The sequence below is a fragment of the Mycobacterium sp. 134 genome, from assembly GCF_048282715.1.
Classification (GTDB): domain Bacteria; phylum Actinomycetota; class Actinomycetes; order Mycobacteriales; family Mycobacteriaceae; genus Mycobacterium; species Mycobacterium septicum.
Genome location: NZ_JBLVUN010000008.1, coordinates 3,941,731 through 3,959,537, shown reverse-complemented (window position 1 = coordinate 3,959,537; position 17,807 = coordinate 3,941,731). Strand labels below are relative to the sequence as shown.

21 protein-coding genes and 1 pseudogene are annotated in these 17,807 nt (G+C 67.3%); 3 read left to right on the top strand and 19 right to left on the bottom strand.

The window, feature by feature from the left end:
- Positions 1 to 4: 4 nt before the first annotated feature.
- Positions 5 to 439 carry a limonene-1,2-epoxide hydrolase family protein gene (locus ACNQVK_RS23625; protein WP_418031458.1) on the bottom strand — a complete coding sequence of 145 codons (435 nt, stop codon included), beginning with the start codon at positions 437 to 439 and terminating at the stop codon, positions 5 to 7.
- Between the two features lie 41 nt (positions 440 to 480).
- Here ACNQVK_RS23625 and ACNQVK_RS23620 point away from each other — a divergent pair, with 41 nt between their 5' ends.
- From ACNQVK_RS23620 to ACNQVK_RS23610, 3 genes are all read left to right on the top strand, one after another.
- Complete coding sequence (locus tag ACNQVK_RS23620; RefSeq protein ID WP_418031457.1) at positions 481 to 1,653, top strand: glycosyltransferase; 1,173 nt, start codon at positions 481 to 483, stop codon at positions 1,651 to 1,653.
- Between the two features lie 9 nt (positions 1,654 to 1,662).
- Positions 1,663 to 1,857: a DUF3046 domain-containing protein gene (locus ACNQVK_RS23615; protein WP_090425263.1), complete on the top strand. Its 195-nt coding sequence runs from the start codon at positions 1,663 to 1,665 to the stop codon at positions 1,855 to 1,857.
- Positions 1,858 to 1,938: 81 nt separating this feature from the next.
- The gene (locus ACNQVK_RS23610; RefSeq protein ID WP_090425264.1) at positions 1,939 to 2,142 is read left to right on the top strand and encodes a hypothetical protein; all 204 of its coding nucleotides are present in this window, start codon (positions 1,939 to 1,941) and stop codon (positions 2,140 to 2,142) included.
- A gap of 10 nt (positions 2,143 to 2,152) precedes the next feature.
- On the opposite strand, the gene hypD is transcribed toward ACNQVK_RS23610, so the two are convergent.
- From hypD to ACNQVK_RS23520, 18 genes and pseudogenes are all read right to left on the bottom strand, one after another.
- On the bottom strand, positions 2,153 to 3,277 hold the full coding sequence (hypD, locus tag ACNQVK_RS23605) for a hydrogenase formation protein HypD (protein WP_418031456.1): 1,125 nt from the start codon (positions 3,275 to 3,277) through the stop codon (positions 2,153 to 2,155).
- A gap of 17 nt (positions 3,278 to 3,294) precedes the next feature.
- Positions 3,295 to 3,567 carry a HypC/HybG/HupF family hydrogenase formation chaperone gene (locus tag ACNQVK_RS23600; RefSeq protein ID WP_044517788.1) on the bottom strand — a complete coding sequence of 91 codons (273 nt, stop codon included), beginning with the start codon at positions 3,565 to 3,567 and terminating at the stop codon, positions 3,295 to 3,297.
- 17 nt (positions 3,568 to 3,584) lie between these two features.
- On the bottom strand, positions 3,585 to 4,685 hold the full coding sequence (hypE, locus tag ACNQVK_RS23595) for a hydrogenase expression/formation protein HypE (RefSeq protein WP_418031455.1): 1,101 nt from the start codon (positions 4,683 to 4,685) through the stop codon (positions 3,585 to 3,587).
- A complete protein-coding gene (locus tag ACNQVK_RS23590; RefSeq protein WP_418031454.1) occupies positions 4,682 to 5,356 on the bottom strand; it encodes a D-sedoheptulose-7-phosphate isomerase in 675 nt (224 codons plus the stop codon). Before ACNQVK_RS23590 ends, hypE begins: the two co-directional genes overlap by 4 nt.
- 4 nt (positions 5,357 to 5,360) lie before the next feature.
- Positions 5,361 to 6,122: a hydrogenase assembly protein HupF gene (locus ACNQVK_RS23585; RefSeq protein ID WP_418031453.1), complete on the bottom strand. Its 762-nt coding sequence runs from the start codon at positions 6,120 to 6,122 to the stop codon at positions 5,361 to 5,363.
- Positions 6,119 to 6,868 carry a DUF6390 family protein gene (locus ACNQVK_RS23580; protein WP_418031452.1) on the bottom strand — a complete coding sequence of 250 codons (750 nt, stop codon included), beginning with the start codon at positions 6,866 to 6,868 and terminating at the stop codon, positions 6,119 to 6,121. The genes ACNQVK_RS23585 and ACNQVK_RS23580 overlap by 4 nt, the downstream gene beginning before the upstream one ends.
- 4 nt (positions 6,869 to 6,872) lie before the next feature.
- The gene (hypF, locus tag ACNQVK_RS23575) at positions 6,873 to 9,170 is read right to left on the bottom strand and encodes a carbamoyltransferase HypF (protein ID WP_418031451.1); all 2,298 of its coding nucleotides are present in this window, start codon (positions 9,168 to 9,170) and stop codon (positions 6,873 to 6,875) included.
- A complete protein-coding gene (locus tag ACNQVK_RS23570; protein WP_044517794.1) occupies positions 9,167 to 9,421 on the bottom strand; it encodes a HypC/HybG/HupF family hydrogenase formation chaperone in 255 nt (84 codons plus the stop codon). The genes hypF and ACNQVK_RS23570 overlap by 4 nt, the downstream gene beginning before the upstream one ends.
- 3 nt (positions 9,422 to 9,424) lie before the next feature.
- Entirely contained in the window at positions 9,425 to 9,907 is a 483-nt protein-coding gene (locus ACNQVK_RS23565) for a hydrogenase maturation protease (protein ID WP_418034284.1), read from the bottom strand.
- A 13-nt stretch (positions 9,908 to 9,920) separates the two neighbouring features.
- Complete coding sequence (locus tag ACNQVK_RS23560; RefSeq protein WP_418031450.1) at positions 9,921 to 10,040, bottom strand: DUF6893 family small protein; 120 nt, start codon at positions 10,038 to 10,040, stop codon at positions 9,921 to 9,923.
- Positions 10,041 to 10,052: 12 nt separating this feature from the next.
- Positions 10,053 to 11,373: pseudogene (locus ACNQVK_RS23555) on the bottom strand (hypothetical protein).
- On the bottom strand, positions 11,370 to 12,020 hold the full coding sequence (locus ACNQVK_RS23550) for a DUF6084 family protein (RefSeq protein ID WP_418031449.1): 651 nt from the start codon (positions 12,018 to 12,020) through the stop codon (positions 11,370 to 11,372). Before ACNQVK_RS23550 ends, ACNQVK_RS23555 begins: the two are co-directional and overlap by 4 nt.
- Complete coding sequence (locus tag ACNQVK_RS23545) at positions 12,017 to 12,649, bottom strand: DUF5947 family protein (protein WP_418031448.1); 633 nt, start codon at positions 12,647 to 12,649, stop codon at positions 12,017 to 12,019. The genes ACNQVK_RS23550 and ACNQVK_RS23545 overlap by 4 nt, the downstream gene beginning before the upstream one ends.
- Positions 12,646 to 13,548, bottom strand: a complete 903-nt coding sequence (locus tag ACNQVK_RS23540; protein WP_418031447.1) for a NifU family protein — start codon at positions 13,546 to 13,548, stop codon at positions 12,646 to 12,648. Before ACNQVK_RS23540 ends, ACNQVK_RS23545 begins: the two co-directional genes overlap by 4 nt.
- A gap of 3 nt (positions 13,549 to 13,551) precedes the next feature.
- Positions 13,552 to 15,351: a nickel-dependent hydrogenase large subunit gene (locus tag ACNQVK_RS23535; protein ID WP_044517803.1), complete on the bottom strand. Its 1,800-nt coding sequence runs from the start codon at positions 15,349 to 15,351 to the stop codon at positions 13,552 to 13,554.
- A gap of 97 nt (positions 15,352 to 15,448) precedes the next feature.
- Entirely contained in the window at positions 15,449 to 16,504 is a 1,056-nt protein-coding gene (locus ACNQVK_RS23530) for a hydrogenase expression protein HypE (RefSeq protein ID WP_090425278.1), read from the bottom strand.
- 119 nt (positions 16,505 to 16,623) lie between these two features.
- Positions 16,624 to 17,430 carry a hydrogenase nickel incorporation protein HypB gene (gene hypB, locus ACNQVK_RS23525; RefSeq protein ID WP_418031446.1) on the bottom strand — a complete coding sequence of 269 codons (807 nt, stop codon included), beginning with the start codon at positions 17,428 to 17,430 and terminating at the stop codon, positions 16,624 to 16,626.
- A 1-nt stretch (position 17,431) separates the two neighbouring features.
- Complete coding sequence (locus tag ACNQVK_RS23520) at positions 17,432 to 17,761, bottom strand: hydrogenase maturation nickel metallochaperone HypA (RefSeq protein ID WP_418034282.1); 330 nt, start codon at positions 17,759 to 17,761, stop codon at positions 17,432 to 17,434.
- Between the last annotated feature and the right edge of the window lie 46 nt (positions 17,762 to 17,807).

Sequence of the window (17,807 nt, the reverse complement as noted above, 5' to 3'; positions counted from 1 at the left end):
GCGGTTACAGCGACGTGCGCAGCGACGGCACGACCACGCCGACCAGGCCACGCACTGTCGCCTTGGTGAAGTCGAACAAGTCGAAATAGTCCCGCCACAGGGTGATTCGGCCCTCATAGACCTCGAACACCCCGCACACCCAGAACTGCACGCGCAGCGGCCCGAACGTCAGGGCATCCGTGCGCTCGGTGATCACCGAGGCACCGTCGGCGGCGATCCGGTGGATCTTCACCTCGAAGCCCATCCGGCTCGGCATCGAGCGGAAGAGTTTGATCGCACGGTTGCGCCCATAGATGGTCGGAAAACCGACGTTCTGATAGACGAGGTTCTGCGCCAGCGCGTTCTCGGCTGTGTCGTAGTCCTGCTCCTGCAACGCGTTGAGGAAGGTCTCGACCGTGCCGGTCTGGGTCGCGGCAGCGGTCGTGGATTGGTCAGCCATGCCCGCAGCCTAATGGTGCAGCGCTGTGGCAGGGTAGGCCGGTGCGCGTAGCTGTGGTCGCCGGACCCGATCCCGGACATGCCTTCCCGGCCCTGGCGTTGTGCCTGAAGTTCCTGGCCGCGGGTGATGTCCCGACGCTGCTGACCGGGGTGCAGTGGCTCGACACCGCGCGGGCGGCCGGCGTCGACGCCGTCGAACTCGTCGGCCTCGATCCGACCGATGTCGACGACGACGCCGATGCCGGGGCCAAGATCCACCAGCGTGCCGGGCGGATGGCGCAGCTCAACGTGCCCGTCCTGAGTGAATTGCGGCCGGATCTCGTGGTCTCCGACGTGATCACGGCCTGTGGCGGGCTGGCTGCCGAGCTGCTGGGGTTGCCGTGGGTCGAGCTCAGTCCGCATCCGCTGTATCTGCCGTCGAAGGGGTTGCCGCCGTTGGGCAGCGGGCTGGCCCCCGGTGTCGGCCTGCGCGGACGGCTGCGCGACACCGTCATGCGGGCGCTGACCGCGAGGTCTGTGCGGTCCGGCGCCGCCGAGCGGGCCGCCGTACGGGTGGACATCGGCCTGTCGGCGCAGGACCCCGGCCCGTTGCGGCGGTTGATCGCCACCCTGCCGGCGTTGGAGGTGCCCCGCCCGGATTGGCCTGCCGAGGCGGTGGTGGTGGGTCCGCTGCATTTCGAGCCCACCGACGCGGTGCTCGCCGTGCCACCGGGTTCGGGGCCGGTGGTGATGGTGGCGCCGTCCACCGCGACCACCGGGACGCAGGGGATGGCCGAACTCGCCCTGGAGTCGCTGCGCCCGGGCGAGACGTTGCCCGAGGGTGCCCGTGTGGTGGTATCGCGACTGGGCGGAGCCGATGTAGAGGTACCACCGTGGGCGGCGGTGGGCCTCGGCCGCCAGGACGAGCTGTTGTCGCACTCCGATCTGGTGATCTGTGGCGGTGGACACGGCTTGGTGTCCAAGGCGCTGCTGGCCGGCGTGCCGATGGTGGTGGTGCCGGGCGGCGGAGATCAGTGGGAGATCGCCAATCGTGTTGTGCGCCAGGGTAGTGCGCAACTGGTGCGGCCGTTATCCGGAGAGGCGCTGACCGCTGCGGTCGGCACCGTGCTCGGGTCTTCGTCCTACCGTGCGGCCGCGCAGCGCGCCGGCTCCTCGCTGGCCGAGGTGGCAGATCCGGTACGGGTGTGCCATGACGCACTTGCCGGCACTCGGTAGGTTGGGCCCGTGCGGTTGACCGAATTCAATGAGCTCGTCGAAGGCCAGTTCGGCGCGATGCGGGGTCGTTCGCTGCTCGTCGACCACGTGCTCAGTGCTCTCGACGGCCGTACGGCCGCACAGGCCATCGAGGATGGGGTGGAGCCGCGCAGTGTGTGGCGGGCGCTGTGCGCGGACTTCGACGTCCCGCGCGATCAGTGGTGAACGGTCACGGGTGACGATGCGCTGAGCCTCACCGGCCGGCCGGGGCTTTTCCCGCCCGTACTTTCGGCGTATACCGGACTTATGGGTCTCGGTGATCATCCGATGCGGACGCCGCTCTACGGCGTTCTGCTGGTGATCGCAGCGGTGCTGCTGTGTTGGCTGGTGGCGTCGACCTTGGCCGGATGGCAGGCGGCGCTGGGATATTTCCTGGCCGTCGCCGTCGGCGCATTCGGGTTCGTGTTGACGCTGCGGGATCTCGACAACTTTCCGAACTGGCGTCGTTGATCCCGTATCGCTAATGCCGCAGCAACAGCTGCGCGGTTTCGCGATGCAATCTGCCGAAGTTGTAGTAGGCCGCGCAGGCGCCCTCGGGGGACACCATGCAGGTACCGATCGGGGTTTCCGGCGTGCAGGCCGTCCCGAACACCTTGCACTCCCACGGTTTGATGACGCCCTTGAGCACCTCACCGCACTGGCAGGCCTTGGGATCGGCCACCCGCACCCCGGGCATCTCGAAGATCAGCTCGGCGTCGTAGCCGGCGTAGTCGGGATGGATCTTGAGCGCGCTCTGCGAGATGAAGCCGAGCCCGCGCCATTCGAAGTGCGGCCGTAGTTCGAAGGTCTCGGCCATCAGTTTCAGTGCCGCCGTGTTGCCTTCCGGCCGGACCACACGGGTGTACTGGTTTTCCACCTCGCAGCGGCCGTCGCGGATCTGGCGCAGCAGCATGTGTACCGAGGCCAGGATGTCGAGCGGTTCGAAGCCCGCCACCACGATCGGCTTGTGGTAGACGGCTGGGACGAAGCGGTAGGGGCGCAAACCCACCACGGTCGAGACGTGACCTGGCCCCAGGAAGCCTGAAAGCCGCAGGTCGGGTGACTCCAGGATGGCCTTGATCGGCGGGACGATCGTGACGTGGTTGCAGAACACGCTGAAGTTGTCGACGCCGAGTGCACGGGCGCGCACCAGCGTGACGGCGGTGGACGGCGCCGTCGTCTCGAACCCGACCGCGAAGAACACCACATGGCGTTCGGGGTTGTCACGGGCGATCTTGAGCGCGTCGAGCGGTGAGTAGACGAACCGGATGTCGGCGCCGCGGGCCTTGGCCTCGATGAGGTTGCCGTTGGACCCGGGCACCCGCATCATGTCGCCGAACGTGGTGAAGATGACGCCGGGCCGTTCGGCCAGCCACATCGCGTCGTCCACCCGGCCCATGGGGATCACGCACACCGGGCATCCGGGCCCGTGGACCAGTTCGATCGATTCCGGGAGCAGATGCTCGATGCCGTGCCGGTAGATGGTGTGGGTGTGGCCGCCGCAGACCTCCATGAACTTGAACTCGTCGCCGTCGGCGAGTTCGGTGATCGCTTTCACCAGGGCACGGGCGGCCGCCGGGTCCCGGAATTCGTCGACGAACTTCATGCGGACACCTCTTTGCGTCAGGCGATTTCGGAGGAATTGAAGGCGTCGATCTCCGTCGTGTAGTCGGCGCCCATTTTCTGGACCTGATCGAGCGTCAGCGTCGCTTCGCGCTCGTCGATCTTGGCCATCGCGAACCCGACGTGCACCAGTACCCAGTCACCGACCCGCAGGTTGTCGTCGGCGAGCAGACGCACGCTGATGACCCGGCGTACCCCGTTGACATCGACCTTGGCGAGGTGGGCCTCGGCGTCGACGATGTCGACGACCTGGCCGGGAATGCCCAGACACATGGGACTGCTCCTTTCACCTAGCAGATCCGGGGGAGCGGATCGCCCACGAGCATGTCGACGATCCGGCTGCCGCCGAAAGCGGTACGCAGCGCGACGATCCCGGGCGGCTCGGCGACGATCTCGCCGACCACCGTGGCCCGGGCGCCCTGTGGATGCGCGCGCAGCGCGGTGACCGCGGCGTCAGCCTCGTCGGCCGGGACGATCGCGAGGAATTTTCCTTCGTTCGCGACGTAGAGGGGGTCGATGCCCAGTAGGTCACAGGCACCCGCGACCTGCGGCTCGATGGGAATGCGGTCCTCGTCGAGGATCACCGCGAACGGTGAGTCCTTGGCCAGCTCGTTGCACACCGTGCCGACACCTCCGCGCGTGGCGTCGCGCATCCAGCGGGTGGATGGCGCGGCGGCCAGCAGGATCTCGACGAGTTCGTGCAGAGGTGCGGTGTCAGAGGCGATGTCGGCGTCGATGGCCAGGTCACCGCGGGCGAGCATGACCGCCATTCCGTGGTCGCCGATCGTGCCCGAGAGCAGGACCCGGTCCCCGGTGCGGACGTGATCCCGCGACAACCGTCTGCCCGCCGGCACGATTCCGACTCCGGCGGTGCAGATGTACATGCCATCGGCGGCGCCCTTACCGACGACTTTCGTGTCCCCCGCGACGATCTGGACTCCGGCCCGCGCGGCGGCCTCGCTCATGTCGGCGACGATCTCACGCAACTCCGCGATGGCGAAGCCCTCCTCGATGACGAAGCCTGCCGAGAGCCATTGCGGGCGGGCGCCGGAGACCGCCAGGTCGTTGATGGTTCCGTGTACGGCGACGTGCCCGATCGAACCGCCCGGGAAGCGATGGGGCGCAACCACATACGAATCGGTGGAGAACGCCAGCGTGTCACCGGACGGGGTGCGCAGCAGGGCGGCGTCCCCGAGCTGTTCGAGCTCGGGGTTGCGGAACGCCTCGACGAAGACCGCATCGACCAGTGCTGCCGACGATTTCCCGCCGGCGCCGTGCGCCAGGGTCACGACCTCGTCGATCAGGCGCGGGCGCCGCTGCCGGAACTTCTCGATTCGGTCCAGCACGCGGTCCTCGCGTTGGGCTGCGGTCGAGGCGGCGACGGTGCTCATGATGCGTACGCCCGTGCCATGTGGTCCTGCACCACTGTCCACAGCCGATAACCGAGCATCGCGTGGCTCTCCTGGATACGGTGAATGCTCTGGCTGTGCACGGTGAAACAGAAGTCCAGATCCCCGGACTCCCCGGCCACGATCGCCATCCGTCCGCCGTCGTGCCCCGAGAATCCGATGGTCAGCACGCCGCGCAACTTGGCCTCGTCGATGGCCGTCATGAGGTCTTCGGAGTTACCCGACGTCGAGAGTGCGATGGCGATGTCGCGATCGCGGGCGTGAGCGATGATCTGGCGTTTGAAGATCAGGTCGAAACCCACGTCGTTGCCCAGCGCGGTGACCACCGCCTCGTCGGCGGCGAGTGACCAGGCCGCCACCGGTCTTCCCCTTGCTGGCCGGCTGAACAGGGAGGCCAGGGTGGCCGCGTCGGTGGAGCTGCCACCGTTTCCCAGGGTGTACAGGCGGCCCCCGCGCAGGAAGCGGTCGGCCATGGCGGCCCCGGCCGCGTTCAGGCCTTCGGTGTACTCCTGTAGTGATTCCTGTTGCAGCCGTGCGCTTTCGGTGGCCTTGCCGCGTGCCGAGGTTGCCAGGTCGTCGAGCAGCGCTCGGACGTCGGTCTCTTCGGATTCGATGAACGGATAGAGGAAGCCGGTGCTCTCGGTGTCGGTCATGACTTCACCTGCCTTCCGGTGGCAGGGCGATCGCTGTCCCCGCGTGTATCAGGATCAGGTCGTTGACGGTGACCTGTTCGAGCATGGCGCTGTCCACCCATTCCTCGCCGGCAGCACTACGGACCAGTGCCCGCCCGCCGGCTTCGGCAGGGGCGATCACGACTTCGGCCAGACGGCCTTCGTCACCGCAGGTGACGCAGGCCGGACCGGTATCCTCGGGCGCGGGCGTCAACAGGCCGGGATGTTCGAAGCACACATGGGTGAGCTCCCACAACAGGTGGTAGATCAGGACGAACCGGCCGGTGGCCGGGACCATCGGGTCGTCGGAATCGACCCACAGGACGTGGTGGGCGGCACCGGCGGGAGGGCGTGGGCCGCAGCCGATCCACACTGTCGTGACACCCCATGCGGCGGCCCGCCGCATGGCATCGACCGCCGCCGGCTGGTCGGCCGAGGCCACCGCCAGGAGCAGATCTCCGGGCTGGCCGGCGACCCTGGCCTGGGCCACCGGATCGGGTTCGACCAGCGCGACCGAGGGCAGCGCGCGCTTGCCGACGATGACCGGGTGGACGAACTCGACGGCCACGTGATGGGCGTGGGGTTCCCATTGGGGCGCAATGACCCAGAGCGTGGCGCCGTCGTGGAACTTTCGGGCCACATCCAGTGCTGCCGCGGCCAGATCGGCGGCCAGGTCCGCGTCCACGAAGGGCGCACCCGGAGGCCCGGTGACGGTCGGTGTGCTGACGGCCGGTGTCGTGGTACTCATGGTCGACCTCCTGTGTTGACCAGGTCGAGGGTGGCCCGGGTGGCGTCGGCCAGCGCCGTGGCCTCGCCGGGCGTCAGCGTGTCGCACACCCAATCCCAGTGCGCGGACACGGTGTCACCCGGTGCGGGCATGTTCGTCAGGGATTTTCCGTCCCGGCTCCACCGGACCCGTTCGGTGACGGGCGCACCGATCGTGAGGCGACCGTCGTCCAGCACCAACGGGCAGGACTCGACGACGACATGCTCATTCTCGATCGCTGCGACTGTGCCCCAACGAATCCGGCAGTTCTGGAGAACCTTCAACGCGGTGCCCGGATCCCGGTCCAGGAACCGGATCCACGGGTACACCACGAACACGTGGAAGCTGTGGTGGGCCAGTACCGCGCCGGCAGTCGTCCCGTCAGCGGACACGCTGTCGAGCCCTCCGGTCACCTGACCCTGGAACGCCGCGTGCAACTGGGTCAGCAGGATGCCCGGATCCACCCGGTCCAGGAGCGCTCCGCCGACCCAATAGCCCCGAACCACCTCGGCGTCCAGCGGGTCGGCCCCGATCGCCTCGGCGATGGCGTGCAGATAGGGCCATGCGCCGTCGAATTCCCTTGCATGTGAGGAAAACTCGGCCGGGTTGTCCCCGGGCTGCGCTTCCGGACCCGCGGGACCGCAGTACCCGAGTTCGTTGGGCGGGAAGGCGTATCGGGCGAACAGCCGGTATCCGGCGGGCAGTTGCTGTGTCGGCAGTGCGGTCATGGCTTCACCCCGCATTCCCGACCAGCAGCTGGCCCAGGGCGATGCCGCCGTCGTTCGGGGGCACCCGGTGATGGGTGATCACTTCCAGGCCATGTCGACGCAGTCCTGCCAAGGTCAGGCGCAGCAGCAGGAGGTTCTGGAAAACCCCGCCGGACAATGCCACGGGCTGCCCCGCGCAGCCGTTCGCATCCACCAGTGCGAGCGCCAGGTCGACGATGAGGCCGGCGACAGCGTGGTGGAATCGGGCACCGATCACCGCCGGTGTCACGCCGGCGCCCAGGTCGGCGATGATCGCCGCCAGCACGGGCGCCGGGTCGATGCCGACGGGTGATGCGCCGGAGTCCACCTCGAACGCATACCGGCGAGCGCCCGCCGCTGCGCCACGCGAGATGCCTTCCAGCTCGATGGCGGCCTGAGCCTCGTAGGCAACCGTCTGTCGCACCCCGATCAACGCCGACACCGCGTCGAACAACCGGCCCATGCTCGACGTCGCGACGCAGCCGGAACCGGTCGCCAGTTGATGCGTCAGGGTCCGGAGTTCGTCGTCGGGACATGCGCGGACCGGCGGCAGGTCGGGATCCCACGGCAGCCCGGCGGCCCACAGGTGGGACAGTGCCATCCGGTAGGGGCGCAGCACGCTGATGTCACCGCCGGCCATCGGGACCTGCGTGAGATGGGCAACCCGCCGAAAGCCCTTGTAGTCGGCGACCAGCACCTCGCCACCCCACACTGTGCCGTCGGGACCGTATCCCGTTCCGTCGAAGGCGAATCCGAGCACCTGCCGCGTGCCGTCCAGGCCGTGTTCGGCCATCACCGAGGCGATATGGGCGTGGTGATGCTGGACCGTCCGCACCGGGTGGGACCCGGCGTTGCGATGCGCCCAGTTGCTGGACCGGTATCCCGGATGCGCGTCGCAGACCAGGGTTTCGGGTTCGACGCCGGCCAGTGCCTCCAGGTGGTGGACTGCGCGCTCGAACGCCGACAACGTGGCCAGACTGTCCATGTCGCCGATGTAGGCGCTCAGCCAGGCGTACCGGTGGTCGGCCACCGCGACGGTGTTCTTGAGGTCGGCGCCGACCGCCAGGGTCGGCGGCACCGCGACCGGCAGGGCGACCGGCAGCGGCGCGTACCCCCGGGATCTGCGGATGGCCAGCTCGTCGCCGTCGGCGACCCGGACCACCGAATCGTCGCAGGGCACCAGGATCTCGCGGTCGTGCATCAGCCGGCCGTCAGCGATGTGTGACAGCCGGCGCCGCGCGTCGTCATCGGAGAAACAGATCGGTTCGCCACTGAGATTGGCCGACGTCATCACCAGAACCCTCGGGCCGGGCGGATCGCCGGGGAGCCCGAACAGCAGGGTGTGCAGTGGCGTGTAGGCGAGCAGGATGCCCAGGTCGGGGTTGCGGGGCGCCACCGATTCGGCGACCGGTGCACCGGTCGCGCGGGGCAGCAGAACGATCGGCCGCTGCGGTCCGCGCAGCACCCGGGCCGCGGTGTCGTCGACCTCGGCGATCTGGCGGGCGGTGGGCAGGTCGGGAACCATCACCGCGAACGGCTTGTCGCCCCGGCGTTTACGCCGGCGAAGTTCAATGACCGTGGCGGCGTTCGCGGCGTCGCAGGCGAGGTGGTAGCCGCCGATGCCCTTGACCGCGAGGATCGCTCCGTCGGTCAGCAGGCGCCTGGCCCGCCGCAGCGCGGCTTCGCCGGTGAGCGCACCGGATTCGTCGTCCCACTGCAACGTCGGGCCGCAGTTCGGGCAGCACACCGGCTGCGCGTGGAAGCGGCGGTCGGCCGGATCGGCATACTCACGGGCACATTCGGCACACATGGCGAAGCGCGCCATCGTGGTGGCACCGCGGTCATACGGCAGTGAGGCGATGATAGTGAACCTGGGCCCGCAGTTGGTGCAGTTGATGAAGGCGTGGCGGTACCGGCGATTGGACGGATCACGTTGCTCGTCAGTACATTCCGGGCACATTGCCACGTCTGGGGAGGCCAGGGTGCGACCGCCGCCGGCCCTGAAGGTATCGGCGATCGTGAATCCGGTGCCGCCGCGGACGGGTATCGGCCGGGTCTCTGTCGACTCGATCACCGCCAGGACGGGCGGGTCGTGGCGCAGCCGGTGCAGGAACGCCTCGAGATCGCCGGGGGCACCTTCGATCTCGATGACGGCGCCGGAACTGTCGTTGCGGACGCACCCGGTCAGCCCGAGCGCGGCCGCCGTGGTGTAGACGAACGGCCGGAAGCCCACGCCCTGCACGACTCCGTGTACGCCGATCCGCAGCCGGCGCCGCGCGGTCACGGTGGTACCTCGGTGGTGCGGCCGCGCCCCAGCAGCTCCAGGCCCTGCATCGCTGCCTCGGCGCCGGCGTGGTCGGTCTTCTCGACCGCGAAACCCATGTGGATGATCACCCAGTCGCCGGGGGAGAAGGTCTCGTCGGGCAGCATGCCGATGTTGACCTTGCGGTGCTCGCCCGCGACGTCGACGAGGGCGAGTTGGTCGCCGTATCCCGGGAGCATCCGGACCACCTGGCCGGGGATTCCGAGGCACATGACTCAACCCTCCCTGACCGGGGCCGACAACCGTGCCACGGCGGCTTCCACCGCCGTCACGGCACCGGGAACCGCGTCCGCGACGGGCTGCGAGAGCCCGATACCGTCAGCTACGGTGGCCACCTCGCAACCGACCACGACGGTGTACGGCGGGCTGCCGCCGAGCGCCCGCATGCTGGCGAACACCGCCGCTGGGTCCATCGCGTGTGCGTCCAGACCCGGAGCGCCCGAGAAGCTTTCACGATCAGCCTCGAACACGTGCAGCGTGCCCGGGCGGCCCCGGCACGGCAACGCGTCGACCAGTACGAGGGCATCCCAGCCGTCGAGCAGATCGTAGGCCAGGTGCACGCCTCGAATCCCGTAGTCGCACAGCCGAATACCCGGACCTGCGAGGCCAGGCGGCACATGCCGCATCACCTCGGGACCGAATCCGTCGTCACCGAGAAAGATATTGCCGATGCCGGCTACCAGAACTGAAGACGTGATCGCACCTCGCCCGTCACATCCGCCGCATCTTCAGGTAACGCCGGGCGTCGGGGATCGACCGGACTCCGACCAGTACCCCTGCGGCCACGACGGCCCCGACGGCGATGACAGCGATCCAACCCACAACTTCCATCTCGAACTCCTCTCACTGCGCCAATGGCTCTACTTCGTCGGCGGCGAAGTACAGATAGCGGCCGTACCACGCGTGCAGATCCGCGGCCGGGTCGTCGTCGAGCACGACGCCGATGTGCCGCTCGCCCTCGACGTCCTCGTGGACCGAGGCCACCTGTGCGATGCGGCCGGCGAAGAAGATGTCCTGAGCGTCGGCGCGCCGCGACGGGTGCAACCGCACCCGGCTGCCGCGGCAGACGCGCACCCCGTTGATCAGGACCGCATCCACGGTGGGATCGACGGCGTTGTCGGCCCGGGGGTCCCACCAGTCGATACCGTCGGGAATCTGCGGAATCAGGCCCTCAGTGGCGGCGTGCGGATCGCGTAGGACACCGTGCAGGTCGAGCATCGCCTCGGGGGACATCGAGTCACAGCGGTCGATGATCGCGGCCGCCCGGGGATCGGTGGCGCGGGCGCTGGCTTTCTCCTCGTCGGTCATCGTCATCACCCTCAGCGTCAGGATCTCGTCGATCTCGCACGAGTCGAAGAGATCGCCCTGGCTCTGTTCGGCGATCTCGGGGTGGTCGTAAAGGATGATCGGCGAAACCAGCATCGTGTCGCGCGTGCCAGGCGGCCCGGCGAGTACCGGGAAGCAGCGGTGCCGCCTGCATCGCGAGACCGGAGCGACGGCCGACTCATCGGGCTCCAGCAATGAGACGAAGTCACCATCGGTCACCTCTGCGATCAGGTGCGTGCCGATCAGCGAGACCGCGATCGCATCGTCCTTGTCCAGCGCCGCTGCGGCACAGTTGCGTACCGTCATCGTGAGCCAGGGCCAAGCCCGCGTCGGCTTCGGCGGCGATGGCGAACTCACCGTGCAACTCGCGACGGCGGCGGACAATCCGGCCACCGTCGACGTTCTCGACATCGGTACCCGGTCGCACCACCATGGGAAGCGTCCGCGGCGCCTCCAGATCGGCGACATCGAAGGGTCCGAAGGTGATCTGGTGTTCTACCGCCTCGTCCCAGCTGAGCCAGGACTGGTCTGCGGTGGTGAGTTGACCGACCGGCTCGAAGCTGCCGTCGTCACGGAGGCGTTCGGCGGTTCGGCGTTGCAGCTGCAGGAACCGGACCATGACCGAGACCGTCGGGCGCCCGTGGCCGCGCACCAGAAGCTGGGCGGACAGCGAGCTGTCTTCTCCGATACCGGTGCGTTCGGCGTCGGTCGGGCCGAGTACGCCGAACTGCCAGCGGGACTGGTTCTTACGCGAGTCGGCACGGTACGGATAGAGCAGGTAGCCCTCGTACAGCACGGCATCGGCGACCGCGAGGACCTGATCCAGATTGCCGCTCATCGGATTTCCTGCCGTGTCAGCAGATTGTCGATCGCTTCCTCGAACGACAACATGCCCCAGCGTGCCTTGTAATTGGCCAGCTCGGTGAGCGTGTCGTGGCGAAGCCGTAGCCAGCCGGTGTCGGGAAAATGCTGCGCCATCAGCTGTTGCCACACCGCAACAGGCATGTCGAAATGGTCTTCGCGGTCCCACGGCACCTGCTGCACCGCGAAGCCGCGCGTACCGCGGGTGAAAACGGTTCCGCTGAACAGGAACTGCAGCGGAACCATGCCGTCATCGAGTGCGTGCAGGTACTTGGCGCCCACCACCTCCAGGTCGTAGGTGCATTCCAGCGGCAGCTCGACCTGGGTGCTGCCGGTGAACCCGGGAATCATGGCGGTGCTGTGCTGCCAGAGGAAGTTGCGCTGCGTGGTGCCCCAGCGTTCGCGGGGGCCGAACAGGTCCAGTACGCCGGCCGCCTCCGCTTCGGTGTAGCTGCGTCGCAGCGGTTCGATGCGCACCTGGCAGCGCAGCGCGATGGCGTGCACCGGATCCTCGCCCACCGCGGCCACACCCACCCTCGCCGTCAAGATCGGCGTCACCGCATACGGTTCCGGCGCGATGTCCAGAACGGCGAACGTCACCGCCGTCGTCGCGGGCCCGGTCATCGTGGCACCAGCTTGCCGCGGCCGTCGAGAATGCCGAAGAACTCGTCGACATAGCTGCGCACATCCTGTCCGCCGTCGAAACCGCGCCACAGTGTTCGCAGCCGGCCGACGAACTCGTAGCAGGCGTCGACCGGCACCAGATGACACGACAGCGACCAGTTTCGGTCGTCCGGGACCCGGACCATCAACGCCTCGGTGTCCTCGGCCAGCAGATCGACCCTGGGGTCGGTGTCGCGGACGGAATTCCAGGTGTCGAGGTCGAGTTCGGATTCGGTGGCTCCCGCCGGACCCGGGTAGAACGCGACCACGCGGCCCAGTGCCGAGTTCCGGAAGAAGAATGCCAGCCCGACCGGGATCTGCAGCGACTCCCATTCCCGTCGTCCCACTGCGAAGTCGGGAAACCTCAGGTAGCGATCGGGGACCGCGCGGTAGCGCAACTCGGCCTGAGTGTCGGTGAACAGGAGATAGCAGCCGCGGCACACGCACAGCAACTGGCGGTCTTCGACATTGACCACGTGCTGGTGTTCGTCGGCGATCGGTTCCGAACACATCTCACACTGCTCGCCGATCGGCTGCGGCGCATCCCGGTTCGCCCGGATGCGGGCCAGCACGTCCAGCGGGCCGGTCACGATGCGACCTCCTCCGCAACCGCCATCGCCGGCACGCCGTCACGGAGCAGCACGGGAACCGGTTCCAGGTGAGGGCCGGTCGCGTCGCCGACCGCCATACCCGCGTGCACCACGTCGAAACCCGAACCGCAATGCGGACAATGCAACACGGTGCCGGTCAGTGTGGCGCCGGCGAACTCGCGGGTGCAATCCGGGCAGCCGTCCCGGTAGGCGAGGATCTCGTCGCCGACCCGGCAGGCCAGCACCGCGGCACCGGCGACAGAGAAACCCCCGACCTCCCCGGGCGCGAGCTCGGCAAGGGTGGGAACGGGTTGCCAGGTGGCGTGCCGACGGCTGTCGTCGTGCAGCCGGGCCAACAACGACTCGGCGGGGATCACATGCGTCGCCGGATCATCGGTGACGACGTCGATCGTCGAGATCTCGGGCGCGGCCGCCATGATCGCGTCCTCGATGGTCAATTCGAGGGTGATCGCCGAGGAAGGGCAGCTCTTACAGCTTCCGGCGAACCGCAGCCGGACGACCGGCGGTGCGACTTCCAGGAGATGGACATCGCCCCCGTGCGATCCGAGATACGGGCGTACGCCGTCGAGCGCATCGGCGATGCGCCGCTCGACCGGATGCGGATGCAGACCGTGCACCAGCAGCAGACTGGCCACCAGATCATCAGCGGCGACGGCATCGGCCACTGCGGGATCGGTGGATGCGGCGATCTGCAGCATCCGGGCCAGGGCGGCGCCGTAGAGATCGGTCACCTCCCGGACAAGTTGTTCGGCGCGATCCAGGGCCACCGAACCGCCTGCGGCGCAGGCCTGCAGCAGGTTCTCGATGCGATCGCCCGCCGTGCGCCATCGTGCGTCTTGCTCGGGGAGGTCCGGGACTGGATCGGCGGCGGGCGTCATATGTCATTCCCCGGTGGCGGATTGAGTGGGGGAGTGCATCAGCTCCAACGACTTTCCGTTGCCCAGGTACATGTGCACCCCACAGGGCAGACACGGATCGAAACTGCGCACCGTCCGCATGACGTCGATGCCCTTGAAATGCTCCCGATCGTTCTCCTCGAAAATCGGCTGGCCCTGCACCGCGTCCTCGTACGGGCCGGGGGTGCCGTAGCTGTCGCGCGGATTGGCGTTCCACGGTGTCGGCGGATACGGGTGGTAGTTCGCGATCTTGCCGTCGCGGATGACCATGTGATGGCTCAGCACCCCGCGCACCGCTTCGGTGAAGCCGCACCCGATGGCCTCGTCGGGAACCTCGAAGGGCTCCCAGGTCTTGGTGCGGCCGGCACGGATCTCGACGAGCGCCTTCTCGCAGAAGTGCAGCGCGCAGGCGGCGGCGTACGCCTGGAAGTACGTGCGGGCCCGATTGCGTTCGATTGTGTTGCTGCCCTTGGCGGGGATCTTCCACTCCAGCTCGACCGGGCCCTTGAGCGCGGTCTTGGGCAGGTTGATCTGGACACTGCTGCCCGTGGCCTTGACGTAGTCGATGTCGACGATGCCCGCCAGCGCGGTGGACCACAGCCGCGCGAGTGGGCCGCCGCCGGTGTCGAGGGCGAGATGGTCCTTGCCGTCGAACCACCGTGGCGACATGACCCAGCTGTAGTTCTCGTCGAAGTCGCGCTTCTGCGGCTTGGGATTGGTGTGCTGGTTCCACGGGTGGCGCCGGTCGATCGGATTGCCGAGCGGATCGGTCTTGACGAACATCTCCTGGTCGGTCCAGTCATCGTAGTAGCTGTGGCCCAACAGAATTCGTATCCCGAGGTTGATGTCGACCAGCGAATGCGTCAGCAACTTGCCATCCACCACCACACCGGGGGTGACGAACATGGCGTCGCCCCAGCGCTCCATGTCCTTGTAGGCGAAGTTGCAGACCTCGGGATCCTGGAAGGATCCCCAGCATCCCAGCAGGGTGCGCCGGAGGCCGACCTTGTCGTAGCCGGGCAGGGCTTCGTAGAAGAAGTCGAAGAGATCGTCGTGCATCGGCACGACCTTCTTCATGAACTCGACATAGCGCATCAGCCGCGTCATGTAGTCGGTCATCAGCTGAATCGTCGCGGTCGTCCCGATGCCGCCCGGGTAGAGCGTCGACGGGTGCACGTGGCGGCCTTCCATCAGGCAGAACATCTCCCGGGTCCACCGGCTGACCTGCAGTGCCTCTCGGTAGAACTCACCGGTGAACGGGTTGAGCGCGCGCATGATGTCGGCGATCGTGCGGTGGCCGTGCGCGTCGGCATGTGGTGCCGCGGTGTTCTCCGCCTTGGCCAGCACGCTCGGGTTGGTCTCGGACACCATCTTCTCGCAGTAGTCCACGCCGACCAGGTTCTCCTGGAAGATGTTGTGGTCGAACATGTATTCCGCGGCCTCGCCGAGGTTGACCAGCCATTCGCCCAGATGCGGGGGTTTGACCCCGTAGGCCATGTTCTGGCAGTAGCACGAACAGGTCGCGTGATTGTCCCCGCAGATACCGCAGATGCGGCTGGTGATGAAGTGCGCGTCGCGAGGGTCCTTGCCCTTCATGAAGATCGAATAACCGCGGAAGATCGACGAGGTGCTGTGGCACTCGACCACCTCGCGGTTCTCGAAGTCGATCTTGGTGTAGATGCCGAGGCTGCCGACGATGCGCGTGATCGGATCCCAGGCCATCTCCACCAGTTGACCGGGCTCGCGCTTCACTTGGGACGGCTCGGGAATTATTGTTCCGGTCATCGAACTTCACTTTCGTGTAAACGTCTGTAAGACAACGGGCTCCGACGTACGCGATGGCGTCGCGGTCGGGTGCTGACGAACCGGCGGTCCGCCCGGTCTACCAGGTGCGGGTGGCTCCGGTTTCGAGCTTCGTACCGCGATGCCGCCACTTGGGCTCTTTGTCGACGGTGTGGCCCGTGACGTGCCGCAGGCTGCGGATGACCGAGCCGTAGAGGCCCGACGCCGCGGTCGACACCTTGCCGCCCGGCGGCTCGTCCATGAACGGCATGAACTTGTCCGGGAATCCCGGCATCGTGCACCCGATGCAGATGCCACCGACATTCGGGCAACCGCCGATGCCGTTGATCCAGCCGCGCTTTGGGACGTTGCATTTGACCACAGGTCCCCAGCAGCCCAGTTTCACAATGCATTTCGGCGATCCGTATTCGGTCGCGAAGTCGCCCTGCTCGTAATAGCCGGCCCGGTCGCATCCCTCGTGGACTGTCTTGCCGAACAGCCACGTAGGGCGTAGCTCTTCGTCCAACGGGATCATCGGGGCCTGGTCGGTGGCCATGTACAGCAGGTAGGTCAGCGTCTCGGCCAGATTGTCCGGCTGGATCGGGCAGCCGGGAACACAGACGATCGGAATGCCCGCCTTGCTCTTCCAGTCCCAACCGAGATAGTCGGGCACGCCCATCGCGCCGGTCGGGTTACCGGCCATCGCGTGGATGCCGCCGTAGGTGGCGCAGGTACCGACCGCGACGACGGCCGTGGCCTTGGGTGTGAGCCGGTCCAGCCATTCGCTGGTGGTCATCGGCTGGTTGGTCGCGGGATTGTTGCCGAACCCGCACCAATAACCCTCTTCTTTGACCTGCTCGTTGGGGATCGATCCCTCGACGACCAGGACGAAGGGCTCCAGTTCATCTCGTTCGGCCTTGAAGAACCACGACAGGAAATCGTCGGCGCCCCCGCTCGGTCCGCACTCGAAGTCGATCAGGGGCCAATGGACGGCGATCTTGGGCAGACCGGGAAGCGCCCCGAGGGCGATCTCCTCGATGCTCGGCTGGGTGGCGGCAGTCAACGCCACCGAATCGCCATCACAACTCAGACCGGCGTTGATCCACAGCACGTGGATCAGTGCCTCTTCTGCTTTGACTGCTGCCTCGGTTGGCATAGGTCACAGCTTTCCGGGGCCAGGGCTGACGGCCCCAATGGCTCGAGCTTAGCCGCGCGCAGCCTGCTTGAGACCTCAAACTCCGGGATAGTTTCCTGGGTGGTTGTCTTGTCAACGGGTTAGCCCGGTGCGGCAGTGTTTACCTGTGCGTCAACCCAGGCATACCAGGCGTCGAGGCCGTCGCCGCGGGTCGCCGACGTCGGCAGGATCGTGACGTCGGGATTGACGGATCGTGCATGGCGGCAACAGATTTCGACGTCGAAGTCGATGTAGGGGAGCAGGTCGATCTTGTTGATGATCACCAGGCCCGCCGCGGCGAACATGTGCGGATACTTCAAGGGTTTGTCGGTGCCTTCGGTGGCCGATACGACTACGACCTTGCTGTGTTCGCCGAGATCGAACAATGCCGGGCAGACCAGGTTGCCGACGTTCTCGATGAACAGCACCGACCCCGGGGTGGGGTCGAGGCTTTCGAGCGCCCGGCGGGTCATCGCCGCGTCCAGGTGGCACCCCGCGCCGGTGTTGACCTGAACCGCGCGTGCTCCCGCGGCCCGGATCCGGTCGGCATCGAGCAGCGTCTCCTGGTCTCCTTCGATCACCGTCACCGTGCGGGTCGCGCCGAGCTCACGGATGGTCCGTTCGAGCAGCGTCGTCTTGCCCGCTCCCGGCGAGCTGGTGACGTTGAGCGCCAGGATGCCGCGTTCGGCCAGCCACTGCCGGTTCTGCTCGGCGATGAGGTCGTTCTTGGCCAGCACCTTCTGTTCCAGCGAGATGGTCTCGGTGTGCTGGTGGTCGCCGTGGTCGTGGTTGCCGTGGTCGTGGTCGCCGTGGGAATGGTCGTGGGGATGCTCGTGATCGTGGGGATGGTCATGACCGGCCAGGGTGATGACGGCTCCGTCCTGACCGCAGCCGCAGGTTGCGCACATGTCAGCTCACTTCCATCGAGAGAATCCGCAGTTCCCGGCCGGCGGTCACCTCGACGTCGGCGCTTCCGCACGGGCACAACAGGATCAGATCGGGCAGGTCGAACTGCGCTCCGCAGCTGCGGCAGTGTGCCGCTCCCGGGTGGATGTCGAGGTCGAGGCGGGCGCCATCGGCCACCGTGCCCTGGGTGACCAGGTCGAAGCAGAAGAGCATGGAGTCCGGGACGACCGCGCACAACGCGCCCACCTCGAGCTTCACGCTGTGCACACGGCGACCTGCGGCGTGCTCACACACCGCGTCGACAACACTCTGGGTGATCGCCATCTCGTGCATCGCTGCCCCGTCTCCGGGCCGGATGCTCCCACGATAGGCCGGTTTG

What these genes read in the sequence shown, in the direction of transcription:
- ACNQVK_RS23625 (WP_418031458.1), bottom strand. Translation starts at nt 439, where the DNA reads ATGGCTGACCAATCCACGACCGCTGCCGCGACCCAGACCGGCACGGTC.
- ACNQVK_RS23610 (WP_090425264.1), top strand. Translation starts at nt 1,939, where the DNA reads ATGGGTCTCGGTGATCATCCGATGCGGACGCCGCTCTACGGCGTTCTG.
- hypD (WP_418031456.1), bottom strand. Translation starts at nt 3,277, where the DNA reads ATGAAGTTCGTCGACGAATTCCGGGACCCGGCGGCCGCCCGTGCCCTG.
- ACNQVK_RS23600 (WP_044517788.1), bottom strand. Translation starts at nt 3,567, where the DNA reads ATGTGTCTGGGCATTCCCGGCCAGGTCGTCGACATCGTCGACGCCGAG.
- hypE (WP_418031455.1), bottom strand. Translation starts at nt 4,685, where the DNA reads ATGAGCACCGTCGCCGCCTCGACCGCAGCCCAACGCGAGGACCGCGTG.
- ACNQVK_RS23590 (WP_418031454.1), bottom strand. Translation starts at nt 5,356, where the DNA reads ATGACCGACACCGAGAGCACCGGCTTCCTCTATCCGTTCATCGAATCC.
- ACNQVK_RS23585 (WP_418031453.1), bottom strand. Translation starts at nt 6,122, where the DNA reads ATGAGTACCACGACACCGGCCGTCAGCACACCGACCGTCACCGGGCCT.
- ACNQVK_RS23580 (WP_418031452.1), bottom strand. Translation starts at nt 6,868, where the DNA reads ATGACCGCACTGCCGACACAGCAACTGCCCGCCGGATACCGGCTGTTC.
- ACNQVK_RS23570 (WP_044517794.1), bottom strand. Translation starts at nt 9,421, where the DNA reads ATGTGCCTCGGAATCCCCGGCCAGGTGGTCCGGATGCTCCCGGGATAC.
- ACNQVK_RS23560 (WP_418031450.1), bottom strand. Translation starts at nt 10,040, where the DNA reads ATGGAAGTTGTGGGTTGGATCGCTGTCATCGCCGTCGGGGCCGTCGTG.
- ACNQVK_RS23550 (WP_418031449.1), bottom strand. Translation starts at nt 12,020, where the DNA reads ATGACCGGGCCCGCGACGACGGCGGTGACGTTCGCCGTTCTGGACATC.
- ACNQVK_RS23540 (WP_418031447.1), bottom strand. Translation starts at nt 13,548, where the DNA reads ATGACGCCCGCCGCCGATCCAGTCCCGGACCTCCCCGAGCAAGACGCA.
- ACNQVK_RS23535 (WP_044517803.1), bottom strand. Translation starts at nt 15,351, where the DNA reads ATGACCGGAACAATAATTCCCGAGCCGTCCCAAGTGAAGCGCGAGCCC.
- ACNQVK_RS23530 (WP_090425278.1), bottom strand. Translation starts at nt 16,504, where the DNA reads ATGCCAACCGAGGCAGCAGTCAAAGCAGAAGAGGCACTGATCCACGTG.
- hypB (WP_418031446.1), bottom strand. Translation starts at nt 17,430, where the DNA reads ATGTGCGCAACCTGCGGCTGCGGTCAGGACGGAGCCGTCATCACCCTG.
- ACNQVK_RS23520 (WP_418034282.1), bottom strand. Translation starts at nt 17,761, where the DNA reads ATGCACGAGATGGCGATCACCCAGAGTGTTGTCGACGCGGTGTGTGAG.